The following is a 22,596-nucleotide window of genomic DNA, read 5'->3' as shown; positions in this document are numbered from 1 at the left end:
TGCGGCGGCGCGGAGCAACCGGAGGGACGCGATGGCGCGCTGGGTGGCGGGGCTGGACGGGTGCCGGGGTGCCTGGGCGGGGGCGCTGATCGATCTCGACGATCCCGGCCGCTGGCGCTGCGCCCTCTTCCCGCGCATCGCCGACCTGCTCGACGGCGAGGAGGCGCCCGGCACCGTCGGCATCGACGTGCCGATCGGCTTGCCGGACCGGGTGAGCGGCGGCGGGCGCCCGGCCGACCGGGCGGCGCGGGCCTTCCTCGGGACGGGGCGCGCCAGCGTCTTCCCCGTGCCGCCGCGCGCCGCGGTCCTTGCGGAGAGCTACGCGGCGGCCAAGGCGCTGTCGCGGGCGCATTCCGATCCGCCCTTCGCGCCCTCGATCCAGTGCTGGAACATCCTGCGCTACGTGCGCGAGGCGGACGCCCTGCTGCGGGCGCGGCCGGACTTGCGCGATCGCCTGCACGAGGTGCATCCCGAGGTCGCCTTCTTCCGCCTCAACGGCGAGCGCCGCCTCGCGGCCGGCAAGAAGGGGCCGGCCCGCGCCGCCGGGCTCGCCGAGCGCCGGGCGCTGCTCGCCGCCGCCGGCCTGCCCGAGGCCATGATCGCCGCGCGGCCGCCGGGTGTCGCGGCCGACGACCATCTCGATGCGCTCGCCGCCCTCCTCGTCGCTTGCGACATCGCCGGGGGCCGCGCCGAGCCGCTTCCCCAAACGATCGAGCGCGACAGCTATGACCTGCCCATCGTGATCTGGGCGCCCGCACCCCTGACCTGAGGATCGAACCGTGACCGATCACCCCGAGGCGGACCTTCCCCAAACGAACTTTCCGAGCGCGGACTTTCCCAGCGCGGACTTGCCGACCCGCGACATCGCCCGCGCCCTGGTCTTCGACCCCGACAACCGCCTGCTGCTGATCGAGTACGAGGCCGTGCGCCCGATCGATCCCGCTCAACCCGAAGCACGGGGCTTCTGGTTCATGCCCGGCGGCGGGCTCGAGCCGGGCGAGAGCCATGAGGTGGCCTGTCGGCGTGAATTGTCGGAGGAGATCGGCGTCGCCGAGGTCGAACTCGGCCCCTGCGTCGCGGTCTGCGACGGGCCGTTCCACCTGTTCCGCAAGCCGCGCTTCGCCCGCGAGCGCTACTTCGTGGTGCGGCTACCCAGCGACGCGATCGACACGAGCCGTCTCGCCGAGACCGAGGACAACCCGGTGCGCGGCACCCGCTGGTGGCCGCTCGACGAGCTCGCCGCCTCGGCCGAGCGCGTCGAACCGGCGGGTCTGGCCGCGCTGGCGCAACGAATCGTCTCCGGCGACGTTCCGCCCGAGCCCGTTCGCCTGACGTGGCGAGACGCTTGAATCCCACTCGGTAACCCGCGCCGGCCCGTTCCGTATCCGCCGGCGGTTGCCGTGCCGGCGGGTCGGGCGACAATTTTTTCGGCGGGCGAGCGGTTCGAAGCGTTCAGGCCGGCTTCCCTCGACACGCGCCATGTGCGCAAGCGCATGCCCGGGGAGGATGGAATCAGCCGCCACGTGCGTTCAGTGATGGCACCCCCTTCATCAACGAAAGTTAGGAAAGGCGACGATGTTTCCTCAGGTTCTGACCGAAGGCTACCGCAGCTTCCTCGGCGAGCGGCTGCCGAACGAGCGGCGCAAGTACGAGGCGCTGGGCAACGAGGGCCAGGATCCGGACGTGCTGCTGATCGGCTGCTGCGACAGCCGCGTCGCGCCGGAAGTGATCTTCGATACGGGCCCCGGCCAGATCTTCACCATCCGCAACGTGGCCAACATCGTGCCGCCGGCCGAGCACGACAGCGGCTATCACGGCACCTCTTCGGCGATCGAGTTCGCGGTGCAGGCCCTCAAGGTGAAGCACATCGTCGTGCTGGGCCACGCCACCTGCGGCGGCATCAAGGCCGCCGGGCTCGGCGCCGACCCGCTCTCCTCGGGCAACTTCATCGGCCGCTGGGTCTCGCTGGTCGAGCCGGCGGTGAAGACGCTGGATGCCTCCGGCGACAGCAAGGAGAAGGAGGGCTACCTCACCCGCCTCGAATACGCGATGATCGCCCAGAGTCTGCAGAACCTCATGACCTTCGACTTCGTGCGCGAGGCCGTCGAGGCGGGCCGCCTGCACCTGCACGGGGCGCATTTCGGCATCGTCACCGGCGAGCTGCGCATCCGCGATCCCGAGACCGGCGAGTTCCGCTCCGTGGTCGCCCGCGACGGCCAGACCCTCGCCTCCTCGGCCCTGATCGGCTGCACGGAGGCCTGAGCGCCGCCTTTCTGCCCTGCTCCGACCTGAACGGCGCGGCGCCTCCGAAGCCTTTCGGGGGCGCCGTTTCACGTCCGGCAGGTCGCGTCTTCAGGCGCAGCGGTAGATCGTTGCTTCCAAGCCCCGATCGTCGCGTTGTCCGGGTCGCTTCGCGGACGCTCGCGAGACGAGGGTGGGTGGACCCACCGTCCCGGTCGCCCGCCGAGCGAAAGCAACCCGGCACCGCGACGGTGACCCGTTTACCCGCGGGTCCGGCACCGCCTTCCAAGGCGGAGGGCCTTGCGCCGCACAGCGCGCAACAAGAAAGCGGCGGACCTCTCGGCCCGCCGCTTCCCTTGAATCAGTCGCGTGCGATGCGCTTAGCGGGCGCCCGGCAGGCGCTGCGCCTCGGAATAGTGCTGCTGCAGGACCGGCAGGGCCTGCTGGGCGTAGTTGCGCAGGGCCGGGTTCGGGCCGGACTGGGCGTAGGACTGGTGCATGCTGATCGACATCTGGTGCGCCATCACCTGCTGGCGGCCGTAGAGGCGGTCGAAGCGGGCGCCGGGCGGGGTGGCATTCAGCTCGGCCAGCATCTGCTGCTGCTGCGGGTTCGGCTGCACGACCGTGGTGCCCGCGGTGGTGTCGACGTCGAACGCACGGCTGCCGGCCGCCGCGCCGCGGCTCAGGCCCGCGCCGGCGCCCTCGATGCCGCCGACCGGACCGCCCTGTAGGGTGCCGCCGACCACGCCGGCCGCAGCGCCGGTGGCCGCGCCGACCGCGCCGCCGGCGATGGCGAGCGGGGCTTCCACGAGACCGCCGACGAGACCGCCGGGACCGGCGTTGCGGGCAGCGGCATAGTTGCGCTCGCCGCCGGCCAGGGCGACGTTGGCGGACTGGTGATCACGCAGCGCCTCGCGGGCATAGGCACGAACCGTGGGGTTGCGGCTCTTCTGCAGCGCGATCTGGCTGGCCTGGATCTCGAAGGCATTCGCCTGCATGGCGTCCAGACGGAAATCGCCCCCGACCTGGGCGAGAGCGGGAGTGGCCATGACGGCGACGAGGGCAGACGCGACAGCGTATTTCTTCAACATACGGTACCTCAGATATGGGATTTTCGACATAAGGATGGGCCTCGAACCCCGGTTGAACCGGTCAAGGCCGTGAAGATCACTTCGACGCGACAACGACGACCTTCCAGCCTGGTTCCCGAAATTTGACTAAGCTTTTTCGCTCTAGCCGCCCTCAGGGAAAACTGATCCTCGTCCAGGGCTTGCGCGCCTTTGCCGCACTTCTGGTTGTGATCCATCACGCGCAGCATGAAGCGGCGACCCTGGCCGGGCGCATCGGGGCGGCGTTCGTGCCGGGCGCGTGGCTGCCCTGGCCGGCCGGCGTCGACGTCTTCTTCGTCATCTCCGGCTTCATCATCGTCCACGCCGCCGGGCCGCTCTATGGCCGCCCGGGCGCCCGGGCGCGCTTCGCCGCCCACCGCATCGCCCGCCTCGTCCCGCTCTACTGGCTGGTGACCGGGCTCTACCTCGCTCTCGGCCTCGCGGCCCCGGCCCTGCTCAGCGGCGAGGGCGGCCCGCCGGACGGAGCGCGCGTGCTCGCCTCCTTCCTGTTCTGGCCGATGGCGCGGCCCGACGGGGCGGTGCTGCCGCTCTACGGTCTCGGTTGGACTCTGAACTACGAGATGGCCTTCTACGCACTCTTCGCCCTCGGGCTCGGCCTGTCGCGGCGCGGCGCGGCGGCGTGGCTCGTCGCGGCTCTGGCGCTCCTCGTCCTCGTCGGGCGGCTGGTGCCGTCCCCGCCCGTCCCCCTCGTCTTCTGGTCCGATCCGATCATCCTGGAATTCGCCCTCGGGGCCGGCCTCGCTCTCGCCCGGGCCGAGGGCGCGCGCCTCGGCACCCTGCCGCGGCTCGCGCTGGCCGGAGCGGGACTGCTGGCGCTCGCCGCCGCACCCGCCGAGCCGGCGCTGCGGCTCCTCGCCTGGGGCCTGCCCGCCGCGCTCCTCGTGGCGGCGGCGGTGCTCGGCCGGGACCGGCCGGAGCCCGTGCGCGGCCGCCTCGCCGCCGGTCTCCTCGCCGGGGCCGAGCGGCTGGGCGACGCCTCCTACGCCCTCTACCTGCTGCATCCCTTCGTGCTGCGGGCGACCCGCGAGGCTCTGCTGCGGACCGGTCTGGCGCCGAGCCTCGGGCCCTGGCCGAGCCTGATCCTGATGGTCCTGCTGACCCTTCCCGCGGCGCTCCTCGTCCACCGCTTCGTGGAACGGCCCCTGACCCGCCTCGTGCGGGCACGGCTCGATCCTCCGACCCGGCCCTTGAAAGGCGCCGCGGCGCCCGAGGGATGAGGCGCGAAGCGACGGGGATGGATCGTGTGGGGGCGGTTTTCCGCAGGATCGTTTCGATCTAGCCTTCCCCACCGCTTCCCTGACGCATCCGCCGAGGCCGGCCATGAAGACCCTGCTCGTCCCGGTCACCCTCCACGACGCGCTGCCCTCCGTGTTCGACACGGCGATGTTGGTGGCGCGCCGCTTCGGCAGCCTGATCGAGGGCATGGCCCTGCGCCCGGCATTGGCTGAATACGTCCCCGTCGACATGGTCGGCGGCATGACCTGGCTGCGCGACGAGGAGGCGGATCAGGCCGAGGCGCAGGATGCGGGCGCCCGCTTCGTGGCGGCGATGGAGGCGGCGGGTCTGCCCCGGCGCGAGGCCGGTGCCTCCTGCGCTCCGGACGCCGCGGCGGAGGCCGGGCCCCGCTACCGCTGGCGGCCCGATGCGCCGCCCGGCGACGCCTTCCTCGGCCAGTACGCGCGTCTGTTTTCGGCCACGATCGTCGGCCGGCCGGGCTCCGACGACGGCGCGCCGCGCATGACGACCTTCGAGACCGCTCTGTTCGAGAGCGGGCGCCCGATCATCCTGGCCCCACCCGCGAGCCCCGCCTGCCTCGGCGAGGCGATCCTGATCGCCTGGAACGGCTCGACCGAGACGGCGCGGGCCATCGCCTTCGCCATGCCGTTCCTGCGCCGCGCCCGGCGCATCCTCGTCGTCAGCGCCGAGGGCGGCATGGTGCCGGGCCCGAGCGCCGAAGAGGTCGCCCGCGCGCTCGCCTGCGAGGGCGTCGAAGCCGCCCACAAGGCCTTGCCCGCCGGCCGCCGCACCCCGGGCGAACTCTACCTCGACACCGCCGAGGCCTTCGGCTGCGATCTGCTCATCAAGGGTGCCTACACCCAGAGCCGGCTGCGGCAGATGATCTTCGGAGGCCCCACCAGCCATATCCTGTCGCATGCGAGCGTGCCGGTGCTGATGGCGCACTGAGCCGCGGCGGATGCGTGCCGGCCCGGCAGAGGCTGCGGCGCTCCACCGCGCAGCCGAGGACTGAACCCGTTCCCGGCTCCCCCGCTTGTCCCGAACGAGGGACGGCAACCGCGATCCTGCCGCGATCCTGCGACGGATTGTGCCGAGATGAATCGTGCCCTCCGTTCTTGACCGGCAGCGCGTCCTGCCGCTAAAGTCCTGAAAAGCTTGGACTTTTCAATCATTCTAATCTGCGACCGCCCCAAATCGGCCGGTTTCCGTGGCCAGGGACGGTGGGAATGATCGGAGAGCCTCAGGCTCCGCCGGCCCTGACGGGGCTGCGATCCGACAGGCACGACAGGTTTGCGATAGCCCGCATGATCGTCTGCTCTTGCAACGTCCTCTCCGACGGACAGGTACGCGCGTGCCTGCAACCGGGGCCAGGCTGTCCCCGCACCCCCGCTCAGGTCTACGGCTGCCTGGGCTGCAGCGCGAAGTGCGGTCGCTGCGCCCGCACCATCCGCTCGATCCTGCGCAAGGCTCTCGACGAGGTACAGGCCCATGGCTCGGCTCACCTCACAGCCCATCCTCCCGTGCATGGCTCCGCTCCGACACCCGCACATGCCTGCACGACGGGCTGCGAGGTGGCTTGCAGTTTGGGATCATTCCAAACTACAAGGGAGCCAGAGGGCGTCGCAGCCTGAGACGGATCGCTTGTTCGTCCCGACGCCTCACGAGGAGAGTGACGGATGAAGGGCGATGCCAAGGTCATCGATTATCTCAACCGGGGCCTGCGCAGCGAGCTGACGGCCGTCAATCAGTACTGGCTGCACTTCCGCCTGCTGAACGACTGGGGCTACGTCGATCTCGCCAAGTTCTGGCGCAAGGAATCGATCGAGGAGATGAACCACGCCGACCGGTTCATCGACCGGATCCTGTTCCTCGACGGCTTCCCGAACCTGCAGGAGCTCGACCCGCTGCGGATCGGCCAGAACGTGCAGGAGATCATCGAGTGCGATCTCGCCGCCGAGAACGAGGCGCGCGCGCTCTATCTCGAAGCCGCCAAGTACTGCGATTCGATCAACGATCGCGTCTCCAAGCGGCTGTTCGAGGATCTGGCCGAGGACGAGGAGGGTCACATCGACTTCCTCGAGACGCAGCTCGACCTGATCGGCCAGATCGGCCTGCCGCTCTACGCCCAGCGCCATGTCGGCGGCCTGGAGCAGATCGCTCCCGAGAAGGAGTGATCCCGAGGCCCTCTCCTCCCCTTCATCGGGGGAGGAGAGTCCGTCCGCTCAGGCCGGCGGGCGGTTGACCAGCACCGGCTGCGCGCTCGCCCGCTCGGGAAAGAGCGCCTTGAGGTCCCGCAGCTTGGGCGCGTCGTTGACGACGATGTAGCTGTTGGTCGGGTGCAGGGTCATGTAGTCCTGGTGGTAGGCCTCCGCCGGATAGAAGGCGCCGGACTCGATCTTGGTGGCGATGGGCTTTGCGAATGCCTTCGCCCCGTCGAGTTGGGCGATGTAGGCCTTCGCGACCCTCGCCTGGCTCTCGTCCGCGGGGAAGATCGCCGAACGGTATTGCGGTCCGGCATCCGGCCCCTGCCGGTTCACCTGCGTCGGGTCGAGCGCCACCGAGAAGAAGATCTGCAGAAGCTCGTCGTAGCGGACCACCGAGGGGTCGTAGGTGACCTGGACAGCCTCCGTGTGCCCGGTGCGGCCGGTGCCGACCTGCTCGTAACGGGCGCTCGCTTGGCTGCCGCCGGCATAGCCCGAGACCGCGTTCGTCACGCCCTTCACGTGCTGGAACACGCCCTGCACGCCCCAGAAGCAGCCCCCCGCGAAGGTGGCCGTGCGCAGGCCGCTTTCCCGGGCGGTCATCGCCGCCTCCGGCAGGCGCCGCCCGGCTTCTTCCGCCCCGGCCGGCGCCAGGGGCCAGGCGACGAAGGCGAGGAGCGCGAGGCCGGCCATGCCGCCGAGCAGGATCGGCGAGCGCGGGTTGGTGATGCGATGGACGGTGAGCGTCATGATGCGTCCTCCTGTCGAAGCGGGGCTCAGGCGGCGGGCTCGAAGCGCAGGGACACGCCGTTCATGCAGTAGCGCAGGCCGGTCGGGCGCGGCCCATCGTCGAAGACGTGGCCGAGATGGCCGCCGCAGCGGCGGCAATGCACCTCCGTGCGCCGCATGCCGTAGGCGGTGTCGACCTGCGTGCCGACCGCGTCGGGCAGGGGCTCGAAGAAGCTCGGCCAGCCGGTGCCGCTCTCGAACTTGGTCTGCGAGGAGAACAGCGGCAGGTCGCAGCCGGCGCAGACGAAACGACCGGCCCGCTTCTCGCCGTTGAGCGGGCTCGTATGCGCCCGCTCGGTGCCGTGCTCGCGCAGCACCTTGTAGGCTGCGGGCGAGAGGAGCGCGCGCCACTCGGCCTCGGACCGCTCGACCGGGAAGCCGGCGGCGAAGGCGGGGACGGCGAAGCGGGTAGCGGCGAGCAGGCCCAGCAGCGAGGCGCCGGCGCGCAGGGTCTGACGGCGGTTCATGCGGGATCTCCCTGACGCGGCCCCACGGACGGGAGCGGGCCACCGGGCGGACGGAGGCCGGGCTCCCGCCGATGCGGGGTCGTTCGATCGTGCGCAATGAATAGCACGGATCGGCCCCCTCTGCCGCGAAGACGTTCCGCCGCAGAGGGAACCCCGCCGCGCCGCGACCTTTTCGGCTCGCAGCGACGAACCGAACCGATCGACGGGGTTGCGTGATCAGACCCGGAAGCGGGCGGCGTGGCTGCCGACCTCGTCGAGGATCGTCGCGCCCGGCTCGACCCGCTCCAGGGCCTCGCCGAGCTGGCGCGGTCCCACCCCGCCGGGCACGGCGAGCAGCAGGCTCACGCCGTCCGGTGTGTCGCAACGGGCGACCACCTCGCCGTAGAGATCGTGCAGCGCCCGCTCGGAGTCCGACGCGAGGCAGGGCGCGCGCACCGCGTAGAGCACCCAGTCGCGCTGGGCCGCCGCCGGATCGTCCAGCGGGTTGGCTACCACGAAGACCGGCGTGCCCGCCGGATGCGCCGGGCGCTCGATGAAGGGCAGCCGGGCGATCACCTTCGGCCGGCCCTCGCCGACGAGGCTCTCCCACCAGGGCCGGGCCGGACCGTCCTTGCCGGACGGATCCTTGCCGGACGGATCCTTGCCCGAAAAATTCTTGCCGAGCCGGAAGATGCCGAGGTCGCCCCGGGAGCCCGCCACCGCCTCGATCACCGCCGCGCAATCCGGATGCGGCCGGTAGGGCACCGTGAAGCCGAAATGGAAGCGGGCGGAATCGCGCATCCCGGCATCGCCCGCCGACACGTCGGCATGCACCGAGAACGGCGCCTGCACCCAGGTGAAGGTGGCGATGATGACCCGCCAGATGCCCTCCACCGTGTCCAGCGGCAGGAGCCCCCGGTGGCGCTCGGCGAGGCGGCGCATCATCGAGGCCTCGCGGCCGGGCCTGAAGGCGGAGCCGGTGCCCTGCGTGCGCTTGATCGCGATCAGGCGGTCGATGATGGCGCCGCGCTGGATCAGCAGCGCGTGCATCTCCGCGTCGATCCGGTCGATCTCGGCGCGCAGTTCGGCGAGGTTGTCGAGGGAGGGCGCGGGTCGCGTGGTGAAGCGCATGGGGCCAAACGTCCGGGCGGGAGCCGAGCCCGTGTTTACGGTTCGCGGCGGCGAAGGGCCAGCGCGAAGGCGTGTGCGCCCGCGAACATGGCGGCCCATGTGGAACCGGCCGCACCCGCCCGGCGCGTTGACGCTCGGGGATGCGCACATTACCTCCACTCGTCAGCCGGCCAAGACATGCGCTGCCGCAGCGCATCGTTCCACGAGCCCGCCCGCGACGCCGGTGGGAATGTCGGCGGCGGGCCACTCAGGGACCGGTCCAGGGCCGGCGCCCGGGACGCACGATGGATTCCAGCCTCACCCAGAACGCCGAGCGAGGCGCCGAGTCCGCCTCTCGGGACGATGTGCGCCGGGCGGGCTACGAAGCGTCCCCGTCCTCCGACCCGCGCAGCCCCGTCATGCTGTTCTCGGCGGACGAACCGCTCGCCATGGATTCCGGCGCCCGGCTCGGTCCCTTCCAGATCGCCTACCAGACCGCCGGGACGCTCAACGCCGAGCGCTCCAACGCGGTGCTGATCTGCCACGCGCTCACCGGCGACCAGCACTTCGCCCATCGCCACCCGGTGACGGGCAAGCCCGGCTGGTGGGAGACGCTGGTGGGACCGGGCAAGCCGGTCGATACGGACCGCTACTTCGTGGTCTGCTCGAACGTGATCGGCTCCTGCATGGGCTCGACCGGGCCGGCCTCGCTCAACCCGGAGACCGGCCGTCCCTACGGGCTCGACTTCCCCCTGGTGACGATCCGCGACATGGTCCGCGCCCAGGCGATGCTCCTCGACCGGCTCGGCATCCCCGACCTCTTCCTCTGCATCGGCGGCTCGATGGGCGGGATGCAGGTGCTGCAATGGGCCTCGCTCTTCCCCGAGCGGGTGTTTTCCGCGATGCCCATCGCGACCGGGGCGCGGCATTCCGCCCAGAACATCGCCTTCCACGAGGTCGGCCGGCAGGCGATCATGGCCGATCCGGCCTGGGCCGAGGGCCGCTATCTCGAGGCCGGCACCCGGCCCTCGAAGGGCCTCGGCGTCGCCCGGATGGGCGCGCACATCACCTACCTGTCCGAGCCGGCCCTGCACCGCAAGTTCGGCCGCCGCCTCCAGAACCGGGCGGCGCCGACCTTCTCCTTCAACGCCGACTTCCAGATCGAGAGCTACCTGCGCCACCAGGGCCTCAGCTTCGTCGAGCGCTTCGATGCCAACGCCTACCTCTACCTCACCCGGGCGATGGATTATTTCGACCTCGCCGAGGACCATGGCGGCGTGCTGGCCAATGCCTTCCGCGGCTCGAAGACCCGCTTCTGCGTGATCTCCTTCACCTCGGACTGGCTCTTCCCGACGGCCGATTCCCGCGCCATCGTCCACGCGCTCAACGCGGTCGCGGCGCCGGTCGCCTTCGTCGAGGTGGAGAGCGACAAGGGCCACGACGCCTTCCTGCTCGACGAGCCGGCGATGTTCTCCGCCGCGAAAGGCTTCATCGAGGCGGCCGCCCGGGCGCGAGGACTCTAGGGACCGATGAGCGAGAGCTTCACCGACGCCGCCTCCGGCGTGCCGTGGCATGATGCCGAGGCCCTGCCCCGCGGCGAGAGCGGCGCCCGCGTCGACCACATCGTCGTGCTCGGCCTCGTGCCGCCGGGCGCGCGGGTGCTCGACATCGGCTGCGGCGACGGCTCCCTGCTGGCGCTGCTGCGCGACCGGCGCGGGGTCGACGGGCGGGGCATCGAATTGTCCCGCGAGGGCGTCAACGCCTGCCTCGCCCAGGGCCTGCCCGTGATCCAGGGCGACGCCGACACCGATCTGGCCAACTACCCCGACGACGCCTTCGACGTGGTGGTCCTGTCCCAGACCATCCAGGCGACCCGCAATCCGCGCGTCGTGCTGGAGCACCTGCTGCGGATCGGCCGGCAGGTCATCATCTCGTTTCCGAATTTCGGGCATTGGCGGGTGCGGGCCGAACTTGCCTTCCGCGGCCGGATGCCGGTCACCGAGATCATGCCGGAGACGTGGTACGAGACCCCCAACATCCACCACTGCACGATCCGCGACTTCGTCGGTCTGTGCCGCGATGTCGGCGCCCGCATCGAGAAGGCGACCGCCCTCGACGCGCGTGGGCGCCCGATGCGCTTCTCGATGCCGTGGTGGTTCTGGAACCTGATCGGCGCGCAGGGCGTGTTCCTGCTGAGGCGCGGCGAGCGCAGGTGAACCCTCCTCCCCCCGCCTCGCCGCGGCGGATCGTGCTGCTGGGCTCCCCGGGGAGTGGAAAGTCGACGCTGGCTCGAAAGCTGGGTGCCCGGCACGGACTGCCGGTGTTCCACCTCGACCGTGCCTACTGGCGTCCGGGCTGGATCGAGGCCGAGCCTGCCGCCTTCCGCGCCGAGATCGAGCGGATCGTCCTGCGGGGCCGTGCGGGCCTTCGCGGCCGGCTGATCTCAGAGCGTGCCCGACGTATCCGCCGCCGGGACCGAGCCGCCCGTCGCCACGGGGACGGGGTGGCCGTGGCGGGCGAGGTCGGCGCGGCCCTCCGCCAGCAGCGCCTCGGTGGCGGTCTCGATGCGGTTCTGCATCTCGGTCAGGAAGGCCGCGCGCGACAGGCCCGGCGGGATCACCGGCAGGAACTCGATCACGGTCGTGCCCGGCATCCGGCGAAAACCCCGGCGGCGCCAGTACAGGCCGGTGTTCAGCGCTACCGGCAGGCAGGGCACGTTCAGCGCCGCGTAGAGATGGGAGGCGCCCTGCTTGTAGGCGGGCGGCGCCCCGGCCGGGCGGCGGGTGCCCTCGGGGAAGATGATGAGCTGGCGCCCGTCCCGGATGGCCTGCGCGGCCGCCTTGTTCATCGCCGCCATGGCCCGGGTGCCCTTGGAGCGGTCGATCGGCACCATGCCGCCCCGGCCGAAATACCAGCCGACCACCGGCACCCACATCAGTTCGCGCTTGAGCACGTAGGCGAAGTCGTCGAACGGGGTCGTGAGCGCCAGCGTCTCCAGCGCGGACTGGTGCTTGGCGGCCACCAGCAGCGGCCCCGGCGGGATGTTCTCCAGCCCGCGGAACTCGACGCGGGTGCCGCCGACGACCCGCAGCAGCCAGAGCACCGCGCGCCCCCAGAACTGCGCGACCCGGATCACCCCCTTGCGGGTGACGAAGGCCGGCAGCCCCCCAATCGCGATGAGCGCGGTCGCGACGTAGAACGACAGGTTGAAGGCGAGCGAACGGAGGAGGAGCATCTTTGGTCCGCGTGAGGGGCGCGGGCTCCTTTATCGCGCGCAGGAGGCCTTGCCCACTCTTGTCCGTCAGCGCCCCTCGGCCAGCGTCCCGCGCTGGCGCGGGTCGGAGGCACCCGCGAGCAGGCCGTCCTCGGCCATCACCGAGTTGGCCGAGCCCGAGGTCGCGCCGACCTTCACGTTGTGGCCCTTGGCGCGCAGCACCGCCAGCGTGTCGGGCGAGACGCCCTCCTCCACCATCAGCACGTCCGGCTGCCACTGGTGGTGGATGCGCGGGGCCGCGACGGCCTGGGCGAGGTTCATGCGGAAATCGAGCACGTTGACGATGACCTGGAGCGTGGTCGTGATGATGCGGCTGCCGCCGGGGCTTCCCGTGACGAGAAAGAGCTTGCCGTCCCGGAACACGAAGGTCGGCGTCATGGAGGAGAGCGGGCGGGCGCCCGGCGCCACGGCGTTGGCCTCGCCGCCCACGAGGCCGTAGGCGTTGCGCGCGCCCGTCTTGGCGGAGAAGTCGTCCATCTCGTTGTTGAGCAGCACGCCGGTGCCCTCGGCCACGAGGCCGATCCCGTAGGAGAAGTTCAGCGTGTAGGTGTTGGAGACGGCGTTGCCCTCGCCGTCCACCACCGAGAAATGCGTGGTCTGGTCCGGCTCGTAGGGCAGCGGGTTGCCCGCGCTCACCTCCGCAGCGGATTTGGCGCGCTCCGGGTCGATCTTTTCGCGCAAGGTCGCGGCGTAGGCCTTGGCGGTGAGGCCGGCGACCGGCACGCGGGTGCGGGACGGGTCGCCGAGCCAGGCGGCGCGGTCGGCATAGGCCGGCTTCATCGCCTCGGCCAAAGTGTGGAGCGCCTGCGCGCTGCCCGCGCCCAGCCCCGCGAGGTCGTAGCCCTCCAGCACGTTGAGGATCTCGATGAGGTGCACGCCGCCGGAACTCGGCGGGGGCATCGAGACGATCTCGTAGCCGCGATAGGTGCCGCGCACGGGCGTGCGGATCTCCGGCCGGTAGGCGGACAGATCCGCCGTCGTCATGATCCCGCCCGCGCCCTGCACGGCGGCCGCGATTTTTTGAGCGATCGGTCCCTCGTAGAAGGCGTCGGGACCACGCTCGGCGATCGCCTTCAGGGTGTCGGCGAGGTCGCGCTGCCGCAGGATGGCGCCGCGGGGCAGCACGTGGTCGCCCTCGAAGAACACCGCCCGGCTCGACGGCCACTGCCCGAGCAGGCCGGAGGCCCGCGGCAGGGAATCGGCCAGCCCCGATTCGACCGGGATGCCCTCGCGGGCGAGCCTTTCCGCCGGGGCGATCAGGTCGGCCAGCGTGAGCTTGCCCGAACCGTAGCGCCGATGCGCCTCGGCCAGCCCCCGCACGGTGCCCGGCACGCCCACCGCCTTGCCGCTCCGCGTGGAGGCGGCGCGATCCGGCTCCCCTTGCGCGTTCAGGAACATGTCGGGGGTGGCCGCGGCGGGCGCGGTCTCGCGGTAATCGAGCGCCACGGTCTCGTTCGCGCCGGCGCGGTGGACCATCATGAAGCCGCCGCCGCCGAGATTGCCCGCCCGCGGCAGGGTGACGGCGAGCGCGAAGCCCACCGCGACCGCCGCATCGACAGCGTTGCCGCCCTTGTCGAGGATCGCCACGCCGACGCGGGTGGCGAGCGCATCCTGCGAGGAGACCATGCCGCGCTGGGCCAGCACCGGCAGGAGGCGGGCCTCGTCCGACTGGATCGGCGGCGGCTCGGGCGCGGGCGGCGTCGCCTGCGCGCGCACCGGTTCGGGTACGAGAAGCGACAGCGCGAGAAGGAGCGCGAGGGCGGGGCGGGCGGGAGAGGTCCGGCTCATGGCCCGAGCATAGCCCAGAAGCGGTGTGCAGCCAGGGGACCGGATGTCTCTCCGGGCGTCGAACCCGGGCCGCTCGCCGGTCCTATCGTCCGCTGAGGCCGGGGCCGCCCGCGGTGCCGCCGGTTCCGGGCGGGCCGCTCGTCGGCGTGCCGCCGATCACGGCGCCCGGCGTACCGCCGACGACCGCCGGCACGTTCGGGGTGCCGGCCGTGCCGGGGCCCGGCACGGGCCGCGATCCCGTGGCCGAGGCCTTCGGGCTCGGGGGCGACGGCACCTGCCCGCCCCCGCTCTCCTGAGCCGCAGCGCTCCCGGCCGGATGGATCAGCGCCAGGGCGAGCGCCGGTATCGTGAACCGCATGGAAGATCCTTTTTGGAGGGCAACGGTGTCCCTCAACCGTCCCGGCCCGGAAAGGTTCGAGCCGGGGGCTCACCTCGGCGCCGGGACCGGACGTCCGATCCGAACGGCAAACTCAGTACCGGTGGACACCGCCCAACCTGTCGCCGAGCCGGTAGCGCGATCCGAGCGACCGCTGATCGCGCGTCGGGGAATCGCTGCCGCGCATGATCTGGTGAAGTCTGCGCTCTGCCTCGGTCGGCCGGTGATGGCGCAGGGATTCCTGATGCGCGTGGAAATGGTGGTCCCAGTGACGGGTGCTGGGGTGCCAATCGATCGCTTCGACGGTGCTGTCCGCCAACGGAGCCGGCTGCACCGGAAGAGGGGCGGCGGATGCCGGCAATCCTGCGGCGCCAAGCAGGAGGGCCGCGGTGAGGGCGCGAGCAGAATGCATCTTCCTGTCCATCCTCCACGCACGATGATCGCACGCGTTGCAATATGTCATAAAACGTTCACAGAACGACTTTTCGTTCGTGTCGGGCCAGCAAAAAATTTTACGAAATGATTGAGAAAGCTGGGACTTTTCGGCGTCCTGCGCCGTGACGCGGCGCGCGTCCGATCCATCCTGAACGGACAGGTTTCCGGTCTTGCCGCGGGTCCCCGGGCGCATCCGATACGGTCCGTGCCGTCGATCGGTCGTCCGGCGCCGCGAACGTCCGCGACCGGGCGTCCCGTCAGACGATGCGCGGAAGGTCCGAGGTCGGGTCCGCTTACGCGGCGGTCTGGACCCGCTTCAGGTGCAGATAGGTGGGATCGAACTCGGCCGCCTCGGAGAGCCGCTTCCAGTCGTGGATGATCAGGAGGCGGTCCCGCAACGTGATGAGCCCTTCGGTCCGCAAGGCCTTCATCACCCGGCTGACATGCACCGTCGTCAGGCCTGTGGCATCGGCCAGATCCGTCTGCCGCAGGGGCATGGGGCAGCGCAGATCGGCGGCGAGGCCGACCGCCTCCTGCCGCAGGTAGAGTTCGCAGAAGAGGTGCGCGATCCGGCCATAGGCCGAGCGGCGTCCCATCGCCGTGATCCAGATGCGGAAGATGCCGGCATCGACCAGCGTCTCGCGCCACAGGAGGGCGGCCACGTCAGGATAGGTCCTGGTCAGACGCCTCAGGTTCTCATGCGGGATGAGGGCGAAGGTGCAGGGCGTCAGGGCCGCCAGGCTGTGATCGAGTACGCCCAGATGCAGGCTCTGCAGGTCCGGCACGTCGCCGACGACGTGGAAGGACAGGATCTGGCGGCGGCCCTCGTCGAGCAGCTTGTAGCGGTAGGACCAGCCCTCGACGATCAAGCCGCACTGCCCCGGCCGCTCGCCGTCCTGCACCAGGTCCTGGCCGGGAACGATGAGCCGGATGGTGGCCGGCAGCCGCCGGATCGCCTGTCGCTCCTCGTCCGTGAGGGTCGACGTGCTCTCCAGCTTGCGGATCAGATTTTCGAGCGCGTCGGGGGCTGAGGACATAAGAGTGTTCTGTGGCCTCGATCCCGATCGTCAAGGAACCCAGCCGCTTCTGAGCGTCAGAGCGGCCTCATAAATCAGTTCGCCGCTCTCGTCGCGCACGCGGGCCTTGAAGACGTGGTCGTTGCCGTTGGGCAGCATGTCCTGGGCCAGCTGCGTGAGCGTGGCGATGGCTTCCTTCCGGGCGCTTTCCCGATCGACGAGGGGAACGCCTTCGTCATCGCGCAGATCGCGCACGCCGTCGTCGATGTCGAAGAAGTAGCGAGGCACGGTGTTCTCCTGCAGAACAGTGCGGCAACCTCGCGTGACGCGGGCCGGTTCTCCCGCACGTGCTCGCGAACCGGCGCGTCAGCCCGGCGCGCGGCCGATCCGCAGGCGCGAGTCGGATTGGCGCAGCGTAATGATGGTGTCCCGCAGCCAGCGCTGGCTCGGAACGTCGTCGTTGGACGAATGCCAGATCATCGAGATGGACACGTCCGGCAGCGCGATCGGCGCCGGGCTCACGGTCAGCCCCATGCTCTCGGCGAAGAAGCGCGCGAGCCGGGAATGCATCGTGGCGATCACCGGCGCCTGCCGGACCACGAACGGCATCACCGAGAAGCGCGGCGAGGTCAGGGCGATGACGCGCTTGCGGCCGATCTTGGCCAGCGCGTCGTCCACGACGCCGTGGGCGCTCTCCACGAGGCTCGTGAGCAGGTGGGGAATCCGCACGTAGTCGTCGAGCGAGATCGGCGCGGTGACCCCGACGAGGTCCGCGTTGAAGATGCAGAGGTAGCTCTCCTTGTTCAGGATGCGGCGCTTGTGGTGCGTCTGCCCCTGTTCGAAGACGCCGATCCCGAGATCGACCCGTCCGGAGTCGAGGTCGTCCAGGATGCGGTTGCGATCGACCGTGTGCAGCAGCAGCTTCACGCCCGGTGCGTTCGTCTGGAGATGCGCGATCAGGATCGGCATCAGCAGCACCTCGGTCGAGTCCGGGATGCCCAGGGTGAAGGTGATGTCGGCGGTGGCGGGGTCGAAGGCTGCCGGCGGCGCGGTGATCTGCTGGATCTGCGCCAGCGCTTCCTGAATCGGGGCGAGAAGGGCGAGCGCGCGGGGCGTGGGCCGCATGCCCTCGGGCCCGCGCGTCAGCAGCTCGTCCGAGAAGGTCGTGCGCAGGCGCGCCAGGGCGTGACTCATGGCCGACTGGCTGATGCCGATCCGCGCCGCCGCCCGGGTCACGCTCCGCTCGGTCAGCAGCGCGTCGAGGGCGACGAGCAGGTTCAGATCGAGCCTAGAAAGATGCACGTGATCGATACGCATTATGAAATCGATCCATTTGATTCATGAGGCACGACTGAGCACATTCTCTCTCATGAAGCGACGGATTTTCCGCCGCCGACAGGAGAGGTTGAAGAGATGTCCAGACGTATCGCCCCGCTCGCCGCCGCCCTGACCCTCGCGCTCCTCGCTCCGGTCTCCGCGCGTGCCGCGGAACTGACCGCGGTGCACGGCGTCAAGACCGTCGGCGCGCTCACCCTGGAGACCCAGGGTCTCGCAACCAACGACGTGCTGGTCCACCGCCAGGGCGGCTTCGCCGTTCCCGGAGCCGTTCAGTGGATCAGGACCCCCGTCGATCAGCAGCCGATCAAGCAGGCGGCCTTCTGATCATGGCGGCCCGCTCGACGGCTGCCCGCAATCCGCGGGCGGCAGCGACGGAACGACGAGAGCCGTGCCCGACCATCTCGGATCGGTGCACGGCTCTCGGTTTTCGGCCTGAGGCGCGCTTTCAGGCGGATTTGGAAAGCCCGACGCCTCGATCGACCAGCCCGGGTTTACGCGCGCTCGCCTTTCGCTCGGCGTCCTCGGCGGCCAGGATCGCCGGCAGGCGCTTCATGGCGAAATCGATGAAGCTGCGCGACTTGGCCGGCAGCAGGCGCGAGCTCGTGACGATGTAGATCGGCGTCGGCGGCATCTCCCATTCCCGCAGCAGCGGCATCAGCCGGCCCTGGGCCACCTCGCGCGCGACGCTGAGGCGGTGGGTGGCGACGATACCGTGCCCGGCCAGGGCGAAGGAGCGGGCGAGGCTCGGCGAATTGCAGGACATCGGACCGTTGACCGTCACCGGAACCGTCTGACCGCGGCGGGTCAACGACCAGGTCGGGCCGGTGCCGAGCGCCGGAACGATGACCCGGTGATCCGAGAGGTCGCCGGGCGCCTCCGGCCAGCCATAGGTTTCGAGATAGGCCGGCGCGGCGAAGAGCCCGTCCTCGACCTGGGCCACCTTGCGCATGATCAGCGAGGTCGCGCGCGGTTCCTCGGCCGTCACCGCCAGATCGAACTGGTCGCCGAGCGGGTCGTTCTGCGACGGCTTCAGTTCGACATGGACCTGAACGTGCTCGTGGTCGGCCGAGAATTCCGTGATGACGCTCGACAGGTGCTGGAGCAGCCAGAAATCCGGCGGAGCGGCGATCTTGAGCAGGCCGCTCGCCCCCTTCGCCTCGGCAACCAGATCGTCGAAGGCGCGGTGCGCGTCCTCGACGAGGCGGGTCGCCTGCGCGAAGTAGATCTCGCCGTAGGAGGTGAGCGACAGCTTGCGGGTGGTGCGGTCGAGCAGGCGCATGCCGACCGTCTGCTCGAAGGTTGCGATCCGGCGCGAGAGCGATGAGATCGGCATTCCCAGTGTTGCCGCGGCTTGGCTGAAGCTGCGCCGCCTGGCCACCTCGACGAACAGGGCCATGTCGCGCAGCAGCTGAGAATTCGGCATGTCTTCCGTCGCTCGCTTCCGATCGCCGCCGGCGGCTCTTCCTCCGTTCCCTCGAAATCGGCAGTCCTGCGCCTGTCCGTCGGGCGGGACGGACAGGCTGTGTCTACCAAGGGTCCCGCCACGCACCGTGGCGAGAGGGAGTGCTCCGACCGACTAAGCTGAGTTTGAGGCATCCATAAGCTTCGGTATCGGATTGAAACGCCCAGAGCCAGCACAGTTTCGTGCTTCGAAAGCGCACATCGTGCATTTTCATGCCAAAATGCAGCGGAAAATATCTTTCCGTCCTGTTGTCTAAAAAATAATCCAGAGGAACAGGAAAACTTATCCTCAACCGGATCCAATCATATGACATGAAAAGCCTGAACGGGCTCGCGGAAGCGGACCGACGTTCGATCGATTGCCTCCGATCTCATAAATTAACGTATGATTGCCGCGGGCTGCTCGGCGGGCTTCGGAAGCTTTGCATTCAAAATTCGATGATCAGCCATGCGCTGCGTAGAGAGCGGCGTGGACATCTGGCGGTCCTTGAGCGACAACCGGCCAAGCCTCCGATTGCGCACAATTAAACCGTGTGTCTGCCGCTCGTTTCTCCCTTTACGGAACGTTCTACGTGAGCCGAAACCGTATGACCGGGTCCGAACTCCTCTTCCGCGCCGCCGACGCCACCTGGCGGTCCGAGGCTGCGCGTATTCTTCAGCGAGAGGAGACCGATCTCGGATTGGTCCTGTTGCCGGAGGCGCGTGGGGAGCCGGGAACGCTGCTGCGCGCCGCCTTCGAGGTCCGGGAACGCGCCTACGCCACGTGGCGTCGCGGGAAGGTCGAGGCGGGGATCAGTGAAACCGGTTCGGTGATCCCGTTCCCGTCCGCGCGCGCGACAGAGCCTGTCCGACGGCTTGGAGTGCGCGGTCGATAGAGGCGGCTACCTCCTCGCCGCAGCCTTCGGTGACGGCCCGTGCCGCGATCAGGTGGTCGGCGGCGATGTTGAGCTTGGACTGGGGCGCGGCCCCCTCCGGCTCCTGCCCGGGCTTGAGCGAGCCGATCTCCACCTTGGCCGTCAGGTTCGGCACCCCGTCCTCGTATTGGCTGACCAAGCCGAGGAAGCCGAGAAAATCGTGGGTGAGCGGCGTGAACGAAGGGGAGGCCGCGCCGAGGATCCAGGCGTAGCTGCCATCCCTGCGGCGTATCCGATAACGCAGCAGGAATTCGATGCGCCGCCGGCAGGCCTCGGCGAAGCCGCCCACGATCAGGTCGCGGTCATCGGGATGCACCACCGCGATCCAGCCGTTTCCCAGGGTATCGGCCGGGCTTTGTCCCGTCAGGACCTGCCAACCCGGATTGACGTAGAGGAGCTGCCCCTTCTCGTCGGAGACCCAAATCATGCTCCGCTTCCTCGCGCACGGCTGAAGCCCGGAAGAGCGTCGGTCATCTCTCCCGCGGAACCAACCGCCATGTGGATGGAAAGTGCAAAGGAGCGCGATCCCGGACGGCAACCCGCATCGCGCGGATGGCGAACCCTTGGTGGCGTGCAAACTTGTCCGGTCTGTGCCGCAGTCGACCACGACGAGCCGTGCGCAGACCGGGACCGTGTCGAAAGGAGCCGCCCGCATGCGGCTGTCATTGCGGTTGCTTCGGCAAACGTCAGCTTGCCGAAATCATGACTGCACGTTCGACTGCACGCTTTCGCTGAGGGCCAACCGTGTCCGAGACATGCCTACGTCCTTCGGACGCGCTCGGCTCGAAAGCTCGGTTCCTGGGCCAGAGGGCAGCGGGCTGGAGGGGACGACCTTGGAGCGCGCCGTTGATTGCCGAACGTCCAAGGAGGTGGCGTCAGCGGAGAGGTGGACGCTCGATCCAGGTCCGGCGCCGCCAGACGTCGAGATGCGTGAAGGTGTCGTAGAGGCCGATCCCGCCCTCCGAGAAGAAACTGGCGGCGAGCGCCACGGCGCGCGGCGGATAGCCTCGCATCTGCACGTCGGCGGCGTAGCCGTAGAGGTGCATTGAGGTGCGCGCGGCGTTCTCAAGGGACGCGTTGTGCCCGAGCGTGCGGTAGCCGCTCGTGACCGTCAGCGGGAGCGCCGCCCCATGCACGGCCGACATGCTCGCTTGCACGCCCGCCAGGAGATCGAACAGACGCGGCTCCATCCAGACAGCCCGGTCGTCGTCGCGGATGTCGCGCATGAACCAAGACAGAAGCAGGATCTGCGTCCTGTCGTAGCCATCCGCATCGCGGAAGCGGCTGAGCACCTCCGAACCGTCCGGGCGCACCAGCCAGAGGCGGTCGCGGCCCGTGGGCACGGCGCGCAGCGGCTCGGTTGCCGCCGCCACGGCCCGGTCGAGTCCCGCCACGAGGCCGACGACGCCGAGCAGGGCGCGGCGCGTGAAGCCGGCGCGCCTGAGGCCCGCGGCAGAGCCGCTCACCGGAAGGCGGCCGGCGAGGCTGCCCGGAACTTCGGGCTGACGGTCAGGCTGACCGTGCGCTCGCCGACGAAAGCGCGCTCGCCCCCGGAGGCGACCCGGACGTTGCGGGCGGTGCGGGCAACCACCGGCAGGCTCACCGCGCCGCTGCGGGCGAGGGCGTGATAGCGGCCCATGCCGGCGAAGTCCCGGTCGAGCCGGTTGAAGTTCGCCGTGAAGCTCGCCCGCGCCTCGGCGATGCCGACCGCGAGGCCCGATTCGAGGGCGACGCCCCAGATGCCCTCCTCGGCCGAATCCTCCGGCCGCACCTCCGCGGCCGGGCCCGAGGGGGCCGCCGGCACACCGGTGTTGTAGAGGTAGTCGCGCCAGTTCGGCGGACGCAGCGCGAGGCGGGCCGGGCGGGCGATCTCGAACGCACCGAGCGTCAGATAGAGCCGGCGGTCGTCCCCGCGCTCCGCGAGCCTGTTCATCTCGGTGATCACCGGAGGAACCAGGGTGCGGTCGAGCATCAGCGGTTCGAAATCGTAGCGCCGGTCGAGTTCGGCTCCATGGGCGCCATCGAGTTCCGCGTTGATCCGCGCGGTCTCCTCGGCGAAGCCCTGGCGGATGCCGACGCCCCGGGCGGCCTGGGCCAGCACTTGCTGGCGGATGTCGCCGTTCTTCGAGAGCAGGCCGCCGTAGCGGCCGTAGATCGGCGAGCCGGGATCCTGCAACAGCTCGTAACTCGTGTTGGGATCGGGGGTCGGCAGCGTCGCGGCACCGCTTCCGCCCTGCCCGCCGCCACCGCCACCGCCACCGCCACCGGGCCCGCCACCGCCGCCGGACCCACCACCGCCGCCGGACCCGCCACCGCCGAGGAGGCCCTGCATCTGCGTCGCCCCCGCGCGGCTCGCGATGTTGGGATTGCTCTGTCCCTGGGCGATCGGGTTGAGGCCGGGATTCTGGGTCTGGTAGGGCGGATAGAAGCCGCCGTAGCCGTAGGGCGCACCGTAGGGACTCACGGGAGCCCCGAACATGAAGCCGGGCGCGGGTGGCACCTGGGTCGCCGCGACGATCGGGTTCAACTGGGCCAGGGCCGGCCCGCCGCCGAGCGTCGCGAGGACGGCGGAAAGGACCGCCCGCCTCACAAGCCGCGCCGGCCCATTTCTTCCTTCAGGAAGGTTCGCGTGCTCTCCGGCGATCCGGAGCGTCCCGTGAGGGAGCAGGCCTGCAGGGAGAATGCGCAGGAGAGGGCGAGAAGCAGCCATAACGACTTCATGTCCGATCTTTCCGCCTACCAGAAGTTTTGTCATGGTCGCTCGGTCCGGCCGCCGTCAATCGATCGATCCGGGCCGATCTGGCGTGATCCACCGCCTGTTGCGAGTCGGTCACAGGATCG

Annotated in this window: 24 protein-coding genes; 9 read left to right on the top strand and 15 right to left on the bottom strand. The window is 70.1% G+C overall.

The genetic code is table 11. The annotated features are described in order from the left end of the window. Positions 1 to 31 precede the first annotated feature (31 nt). From BY998_RS04755 to BY998_RS04745, 3 genes are all read left to right on the top strand, one after another. A complete protein-coding gene (locus BY998_RS04755) occupies positions 32 to 769 on the top strand; it encodes a DUF429 domain-containing protein (protein ID WP_110350474.1) in 738 nt (245 codons plus the stop codon). A gap of 79 nt (positions 770 to 848) precedes the next feature. After that, complete coding sequence (locus BY998_RS04750; protein ID WP_110350637.1) at positions 849 to 1,349, top strand: NUDIX domain-containing protein; 501 nt, start codon at positions 849 to 851, stop codon at positions 1,347 to 1,349. A gap of 226 nt (positions 1,350 to 1,575) precedes the next feature. After that, entirely contained in the window at positions 1,576 to 2,262 is a 687-nt protein-coding gene (locus BY998_RS04745) for a carbonic anhydrase (protein WP_110350473.1), read from the top strand. A 359-nt stretch (positions 2,263 to 2,621) separates the two neighbouring features. Here BY998_RS04745 and BY998_RS04740 read toward each other — a convergent pair whose 3' ends face one another. After that, a complete protein-coding gene (locus tag BY998_RS04740; RefSeq protein WP_110350472.1) occupies positions 2,622 to 3,332 on the bottom strand; it encodes a DUF4142 domain-containing protein in 711 nt (236 codons plus the stop codon). 179 nt (positions 3,333 to 3,511) lie between these two features. On the opposite strand from BY998_RS04740, the gene BY998_RS04735 reads away from it, so the two are divergent. The 3 genes from BY998_RS04735 (at position 3,512) to bfr (ending at position 6,781) form a co-directional block, all read left to right on the top strand. Further along, entirely contained in the window at positions 3,512 to 4,588 is a 1,077-nt protein-coding gene (locus BY998_RS04735; protein WP_245421481.1) for an acyltransferase, read from the top strand. Between the two features lie 103 nt (positions 4,589 to 4,691). Next, positions 4,692 to 5,555, top strand: coding sequence for a universal stress protein (locus BY998_RS04730; RefSeq protein ID WP_110350471.1), 864 nt, complete (start codon positions 4,692 to 4,694; stop codon positions 5,553 to 5,555). Between the two features lie 728 nt (positions 5,556 to 6,283). Continuing rightward, on the top strand, positions 6,284 to 6,781 hold the full coding sequence (bfr, locus tag BY998_RS04720) for a bacterioferritin (RefSeq protein WP_012453445.1): 498 nt from the start codon (positions 6,284 to 6,286) through the stop codon (positions 6,779 to 6,781). A 48-nt stretch (positions 6,782 to 6,829) separates the two neighbouring features. Here the strand turns inward: bfr and msrA are convergent, their stop codons facing one another. From msrA to BY998_RS04705, 3 genes are all read right to left on the bottom strand, one after another. Further along, on the bottom strand, positions 6,830 to 7,558 hold the full coding sequence (msrA, locus tag BY998_RS04715) for a peptide-methionine (S)-S-oxide reductase MsrA (RefSeq protein WP_110350470.1): 729 nt from the start codon (positions 7,556 to 7,558) through the stop codon (positions 6,830 to 6,832). 26 nt (positions 7,559 to 7,584) lie between these two features. Continuing rightward, the gene (gene msrB, locus BY998_RS04710; RefSeq protein ID WP_110350469.1) at positions 7,585 to 8,064 is read right to left on the bottom strand and encodes a peptide-methionine (R)-S-oxide reductase MsrB; all 480 of its coding nucleotides are present in this window, start codon (positions 8,062 to 8,064) and stop codon (positions 7,585 to 7,587) included. A 216-nt stretch (positions 8,065 to 8,280) separates the two neighbouring features. Beyond that, a complete protein-coding gene (locus BY998_RS04705; RefSeq protein ID WP_110350468.1) occupies positions 8,281 to 9,174 on the bottom strand; it encodes a chorismate mutase in 894 nt (297 codons plus the stop codon). A 284-nt stretch (positions 9,175 to 9,458) separates the two neighbouring features. Here BY998_RS04705 and BY998_RS04700 point away from each other — a divergent pair, with 284 nt between their 5' ends. Both BY998_RS04700 and metW read left to right on the top strand, forming a co-directional pair. Next, positions 9,459 to 10,676: a homoserine O-acetyltransferase gene (locus BY998_RS04700; protein WP_110350467.1), complete on the top strand. Its 1,218-nt coding sequence runs from the start codon at positions 9,459 to 9,461 to the stop codon at positions 10,674 to 10,676. Between the two features lie 6 nt (positions 10,677 to 10,682). Beyond that, entirely contained in the window at positions 10,683 to 11,369 is a 687-nt protein-coding gene (gene metW, locus BY998_RS04695) for a methionine biosynthesis protein MetW (protein ID WP_110350466.1), read from the top strand. A 227-nt stretch (positions 11,370 to 11,596) separates the two neighbouring features. On the opposite strand, the gene BY998_RS04690 is transcribed toward metW, so the two are convergent. The 7 genes from BY998_RS04690 to BY998_RS04660 all read right to left on the bottom strand — a co-directional run bounded on the left by BY998_RS04690 (position 11,597) and on the right by BY998_RS04660 (position 17,359). Next, positions 11,597 to 12,388 carry a lysophospholipid acyltransferase family protein gene (locus BY998_RS04690; RefSeq protein WP_110350465.1) on the bottom strand — a complete coding sequence of 264 codons (792 nt, stop codon included), beginning with the start codon at positions 12,386 to 12,388 and terminating at the stop codon, positions 11,597 to 11,599. A gap of 66 nt (positions 12,389 to 12,454) precedes the next feature. Further along, positions 12,455 to 14,215 (bottom strand): gamma-glutamyltransferase, encoded by a 1,761-nt coding sequence (gene ggt, locus BY998_RS04685; RefSeq protein ID WP_110350464.1) that lies wholly within the window; start codon positions 14,213 to 14,215, stop codon positions 12,455 to 12,457. Positions 14,216 to 14,297: 82 nt separating this feature from the next. Further along, positions 14,298 to 14,573, bottom strand: coding sequence for a hypothetical protein (locus BY998_RS04680; protein WP_110350463.1), 276 nt, complete (start codon positions 14,571 to 14,573; stop codon positions 14,298 to 14,300). Between the two features lie 112 nt (positions 14,574 to 14,685). Then, entirely contained in the window at positions 14,686 to 15,219 is a 534-nt protein-coding gene (locus tag BY998_RS24665; protein WP_245421480.1) for a hypothetical protein, read from the bottom strand. A gap of 100 nt (positions 15,220 to 15,319) precedes the next feature. Then, the gene (locus tag BY998_RS04670) at positions 15,320 to 16,063 is read right to left on the bottom strand and encodes a Crp/Fnr family transcriptional regulator (RefSeq protein WP_110350462.1); all 744 of its coding nucleotides are present in this window, start codon (positions 16,061 to 16,063) and stop codon (positions 15,320 to 15,322) included. A gap of 30 nt (positions 16,064 to 16,093) precedes the next feature. After that, a complete protein-coding gene (locus tag BY998_RS04665; RefSeq protein WP_110350461.1) occupies positions 16,094 to 16,330 on the bottom strand; it encodes a hypothetical protein in 237 nt (78 codons plus the stop codon). Positions 16,331 to 16,408: 78 nt separating this feature from the next. Next, positions 16,409 to 17,359: a LysR family transcriptional regulator gene (locus BY998_RS04660; protein ID WP_110350460.1), complete on the bottom strand. Its 951-nt coding sequence runs from the start codon at positions 17,357 to 17,359 to the stop codon at positions 16,409 to 16,411. Between the two features lie 96 nt (positions 17,360 to 17,455). On the opposite strand from BY998_RS04660, the gene BY998_RS04655 reads away from it, so the two are divergent. Then, entirely contained in the window at positions 17,456 to 17,704 is a 249-nt protein-coding gene (locus tag BY998_RS04655; protein ID WP_110350459.1) for a hypothetical protein, read from the top strand. 121 nt (positions 17,705 to 17,825) lie between these two features. On the opposite strand, the gene BY998_RS04650 is transcribed toward BY998_RS04655, so the two are convergent. From BY998_RS04650 to BY998_RS04630, 4 genes are all read right to left on the bottom strand, one after another. Beyond that, complete coding sequence (locus BY998_RS04650; protein WP_110350458.1) at positions 17,826 to 18,803, bottom strand: LysR family transcriptional regulator; 978 nt, start codon at positions 18,801 to 18,803, stop codon at positions 17,826 to 17,828. Positions 18,804 to 19,633: 830 nt separating this feature from the next. Next, positions 19,634 to 20,182 carry a PAS domain-containing protein gene (locus tag BY998_RS04640; protein WP_110350456.1) on the bottom strand — a complete coding sequence of 183 codons (549 nt, stop codon included), beginning with the start codon at positions 20,180 to 20,182 and terminating at the stop codon, positions 19,634 to 19,636. Positions 20,183 to 20,630: 448 nt separating this feature from the next. Then, positions 20,631 to 21,221: a DUF882 domain-containing protein gene (locus BY998_RS04635; protein ID WP_110350455.1), complete on the bottom strand. Its 591-nt coding sequence runs from the start codon at positions 21,219 to 21,221 to the stop codon at positions 20,631 to 20,633. Beyond that, a complete protein-coding gene (locus tag BY998_RS04630) occupies positions 21,218 to 22,345 on the bottom strand; it encodes a type IV secretory system conjugative DNA transfer family protein (protein WP_181425429.1) in 1,128 nt (375 codons plus the stop codon). Before BY998_RS04630 ends, BY998_RS04635 begins: the two co-directional genes overlap by 4 nt. Positions 22,346 to 22,596: the final 251 nt, after the last annotated feature.

Source organism: Methylobacterium sp. B4, from assembly GCF_003201865.1.
GTDB lineage: Bacteria > Pseudomonadota > Alphaproteobacteria > Rhizobiales > Beijerinckiaceae > Methylobacterium.
The sequence above is the reverse complement of the archived record's forward strand: the minus strand, read 5'-3'. Positions and strand labels throughout refer to the sequence as shown.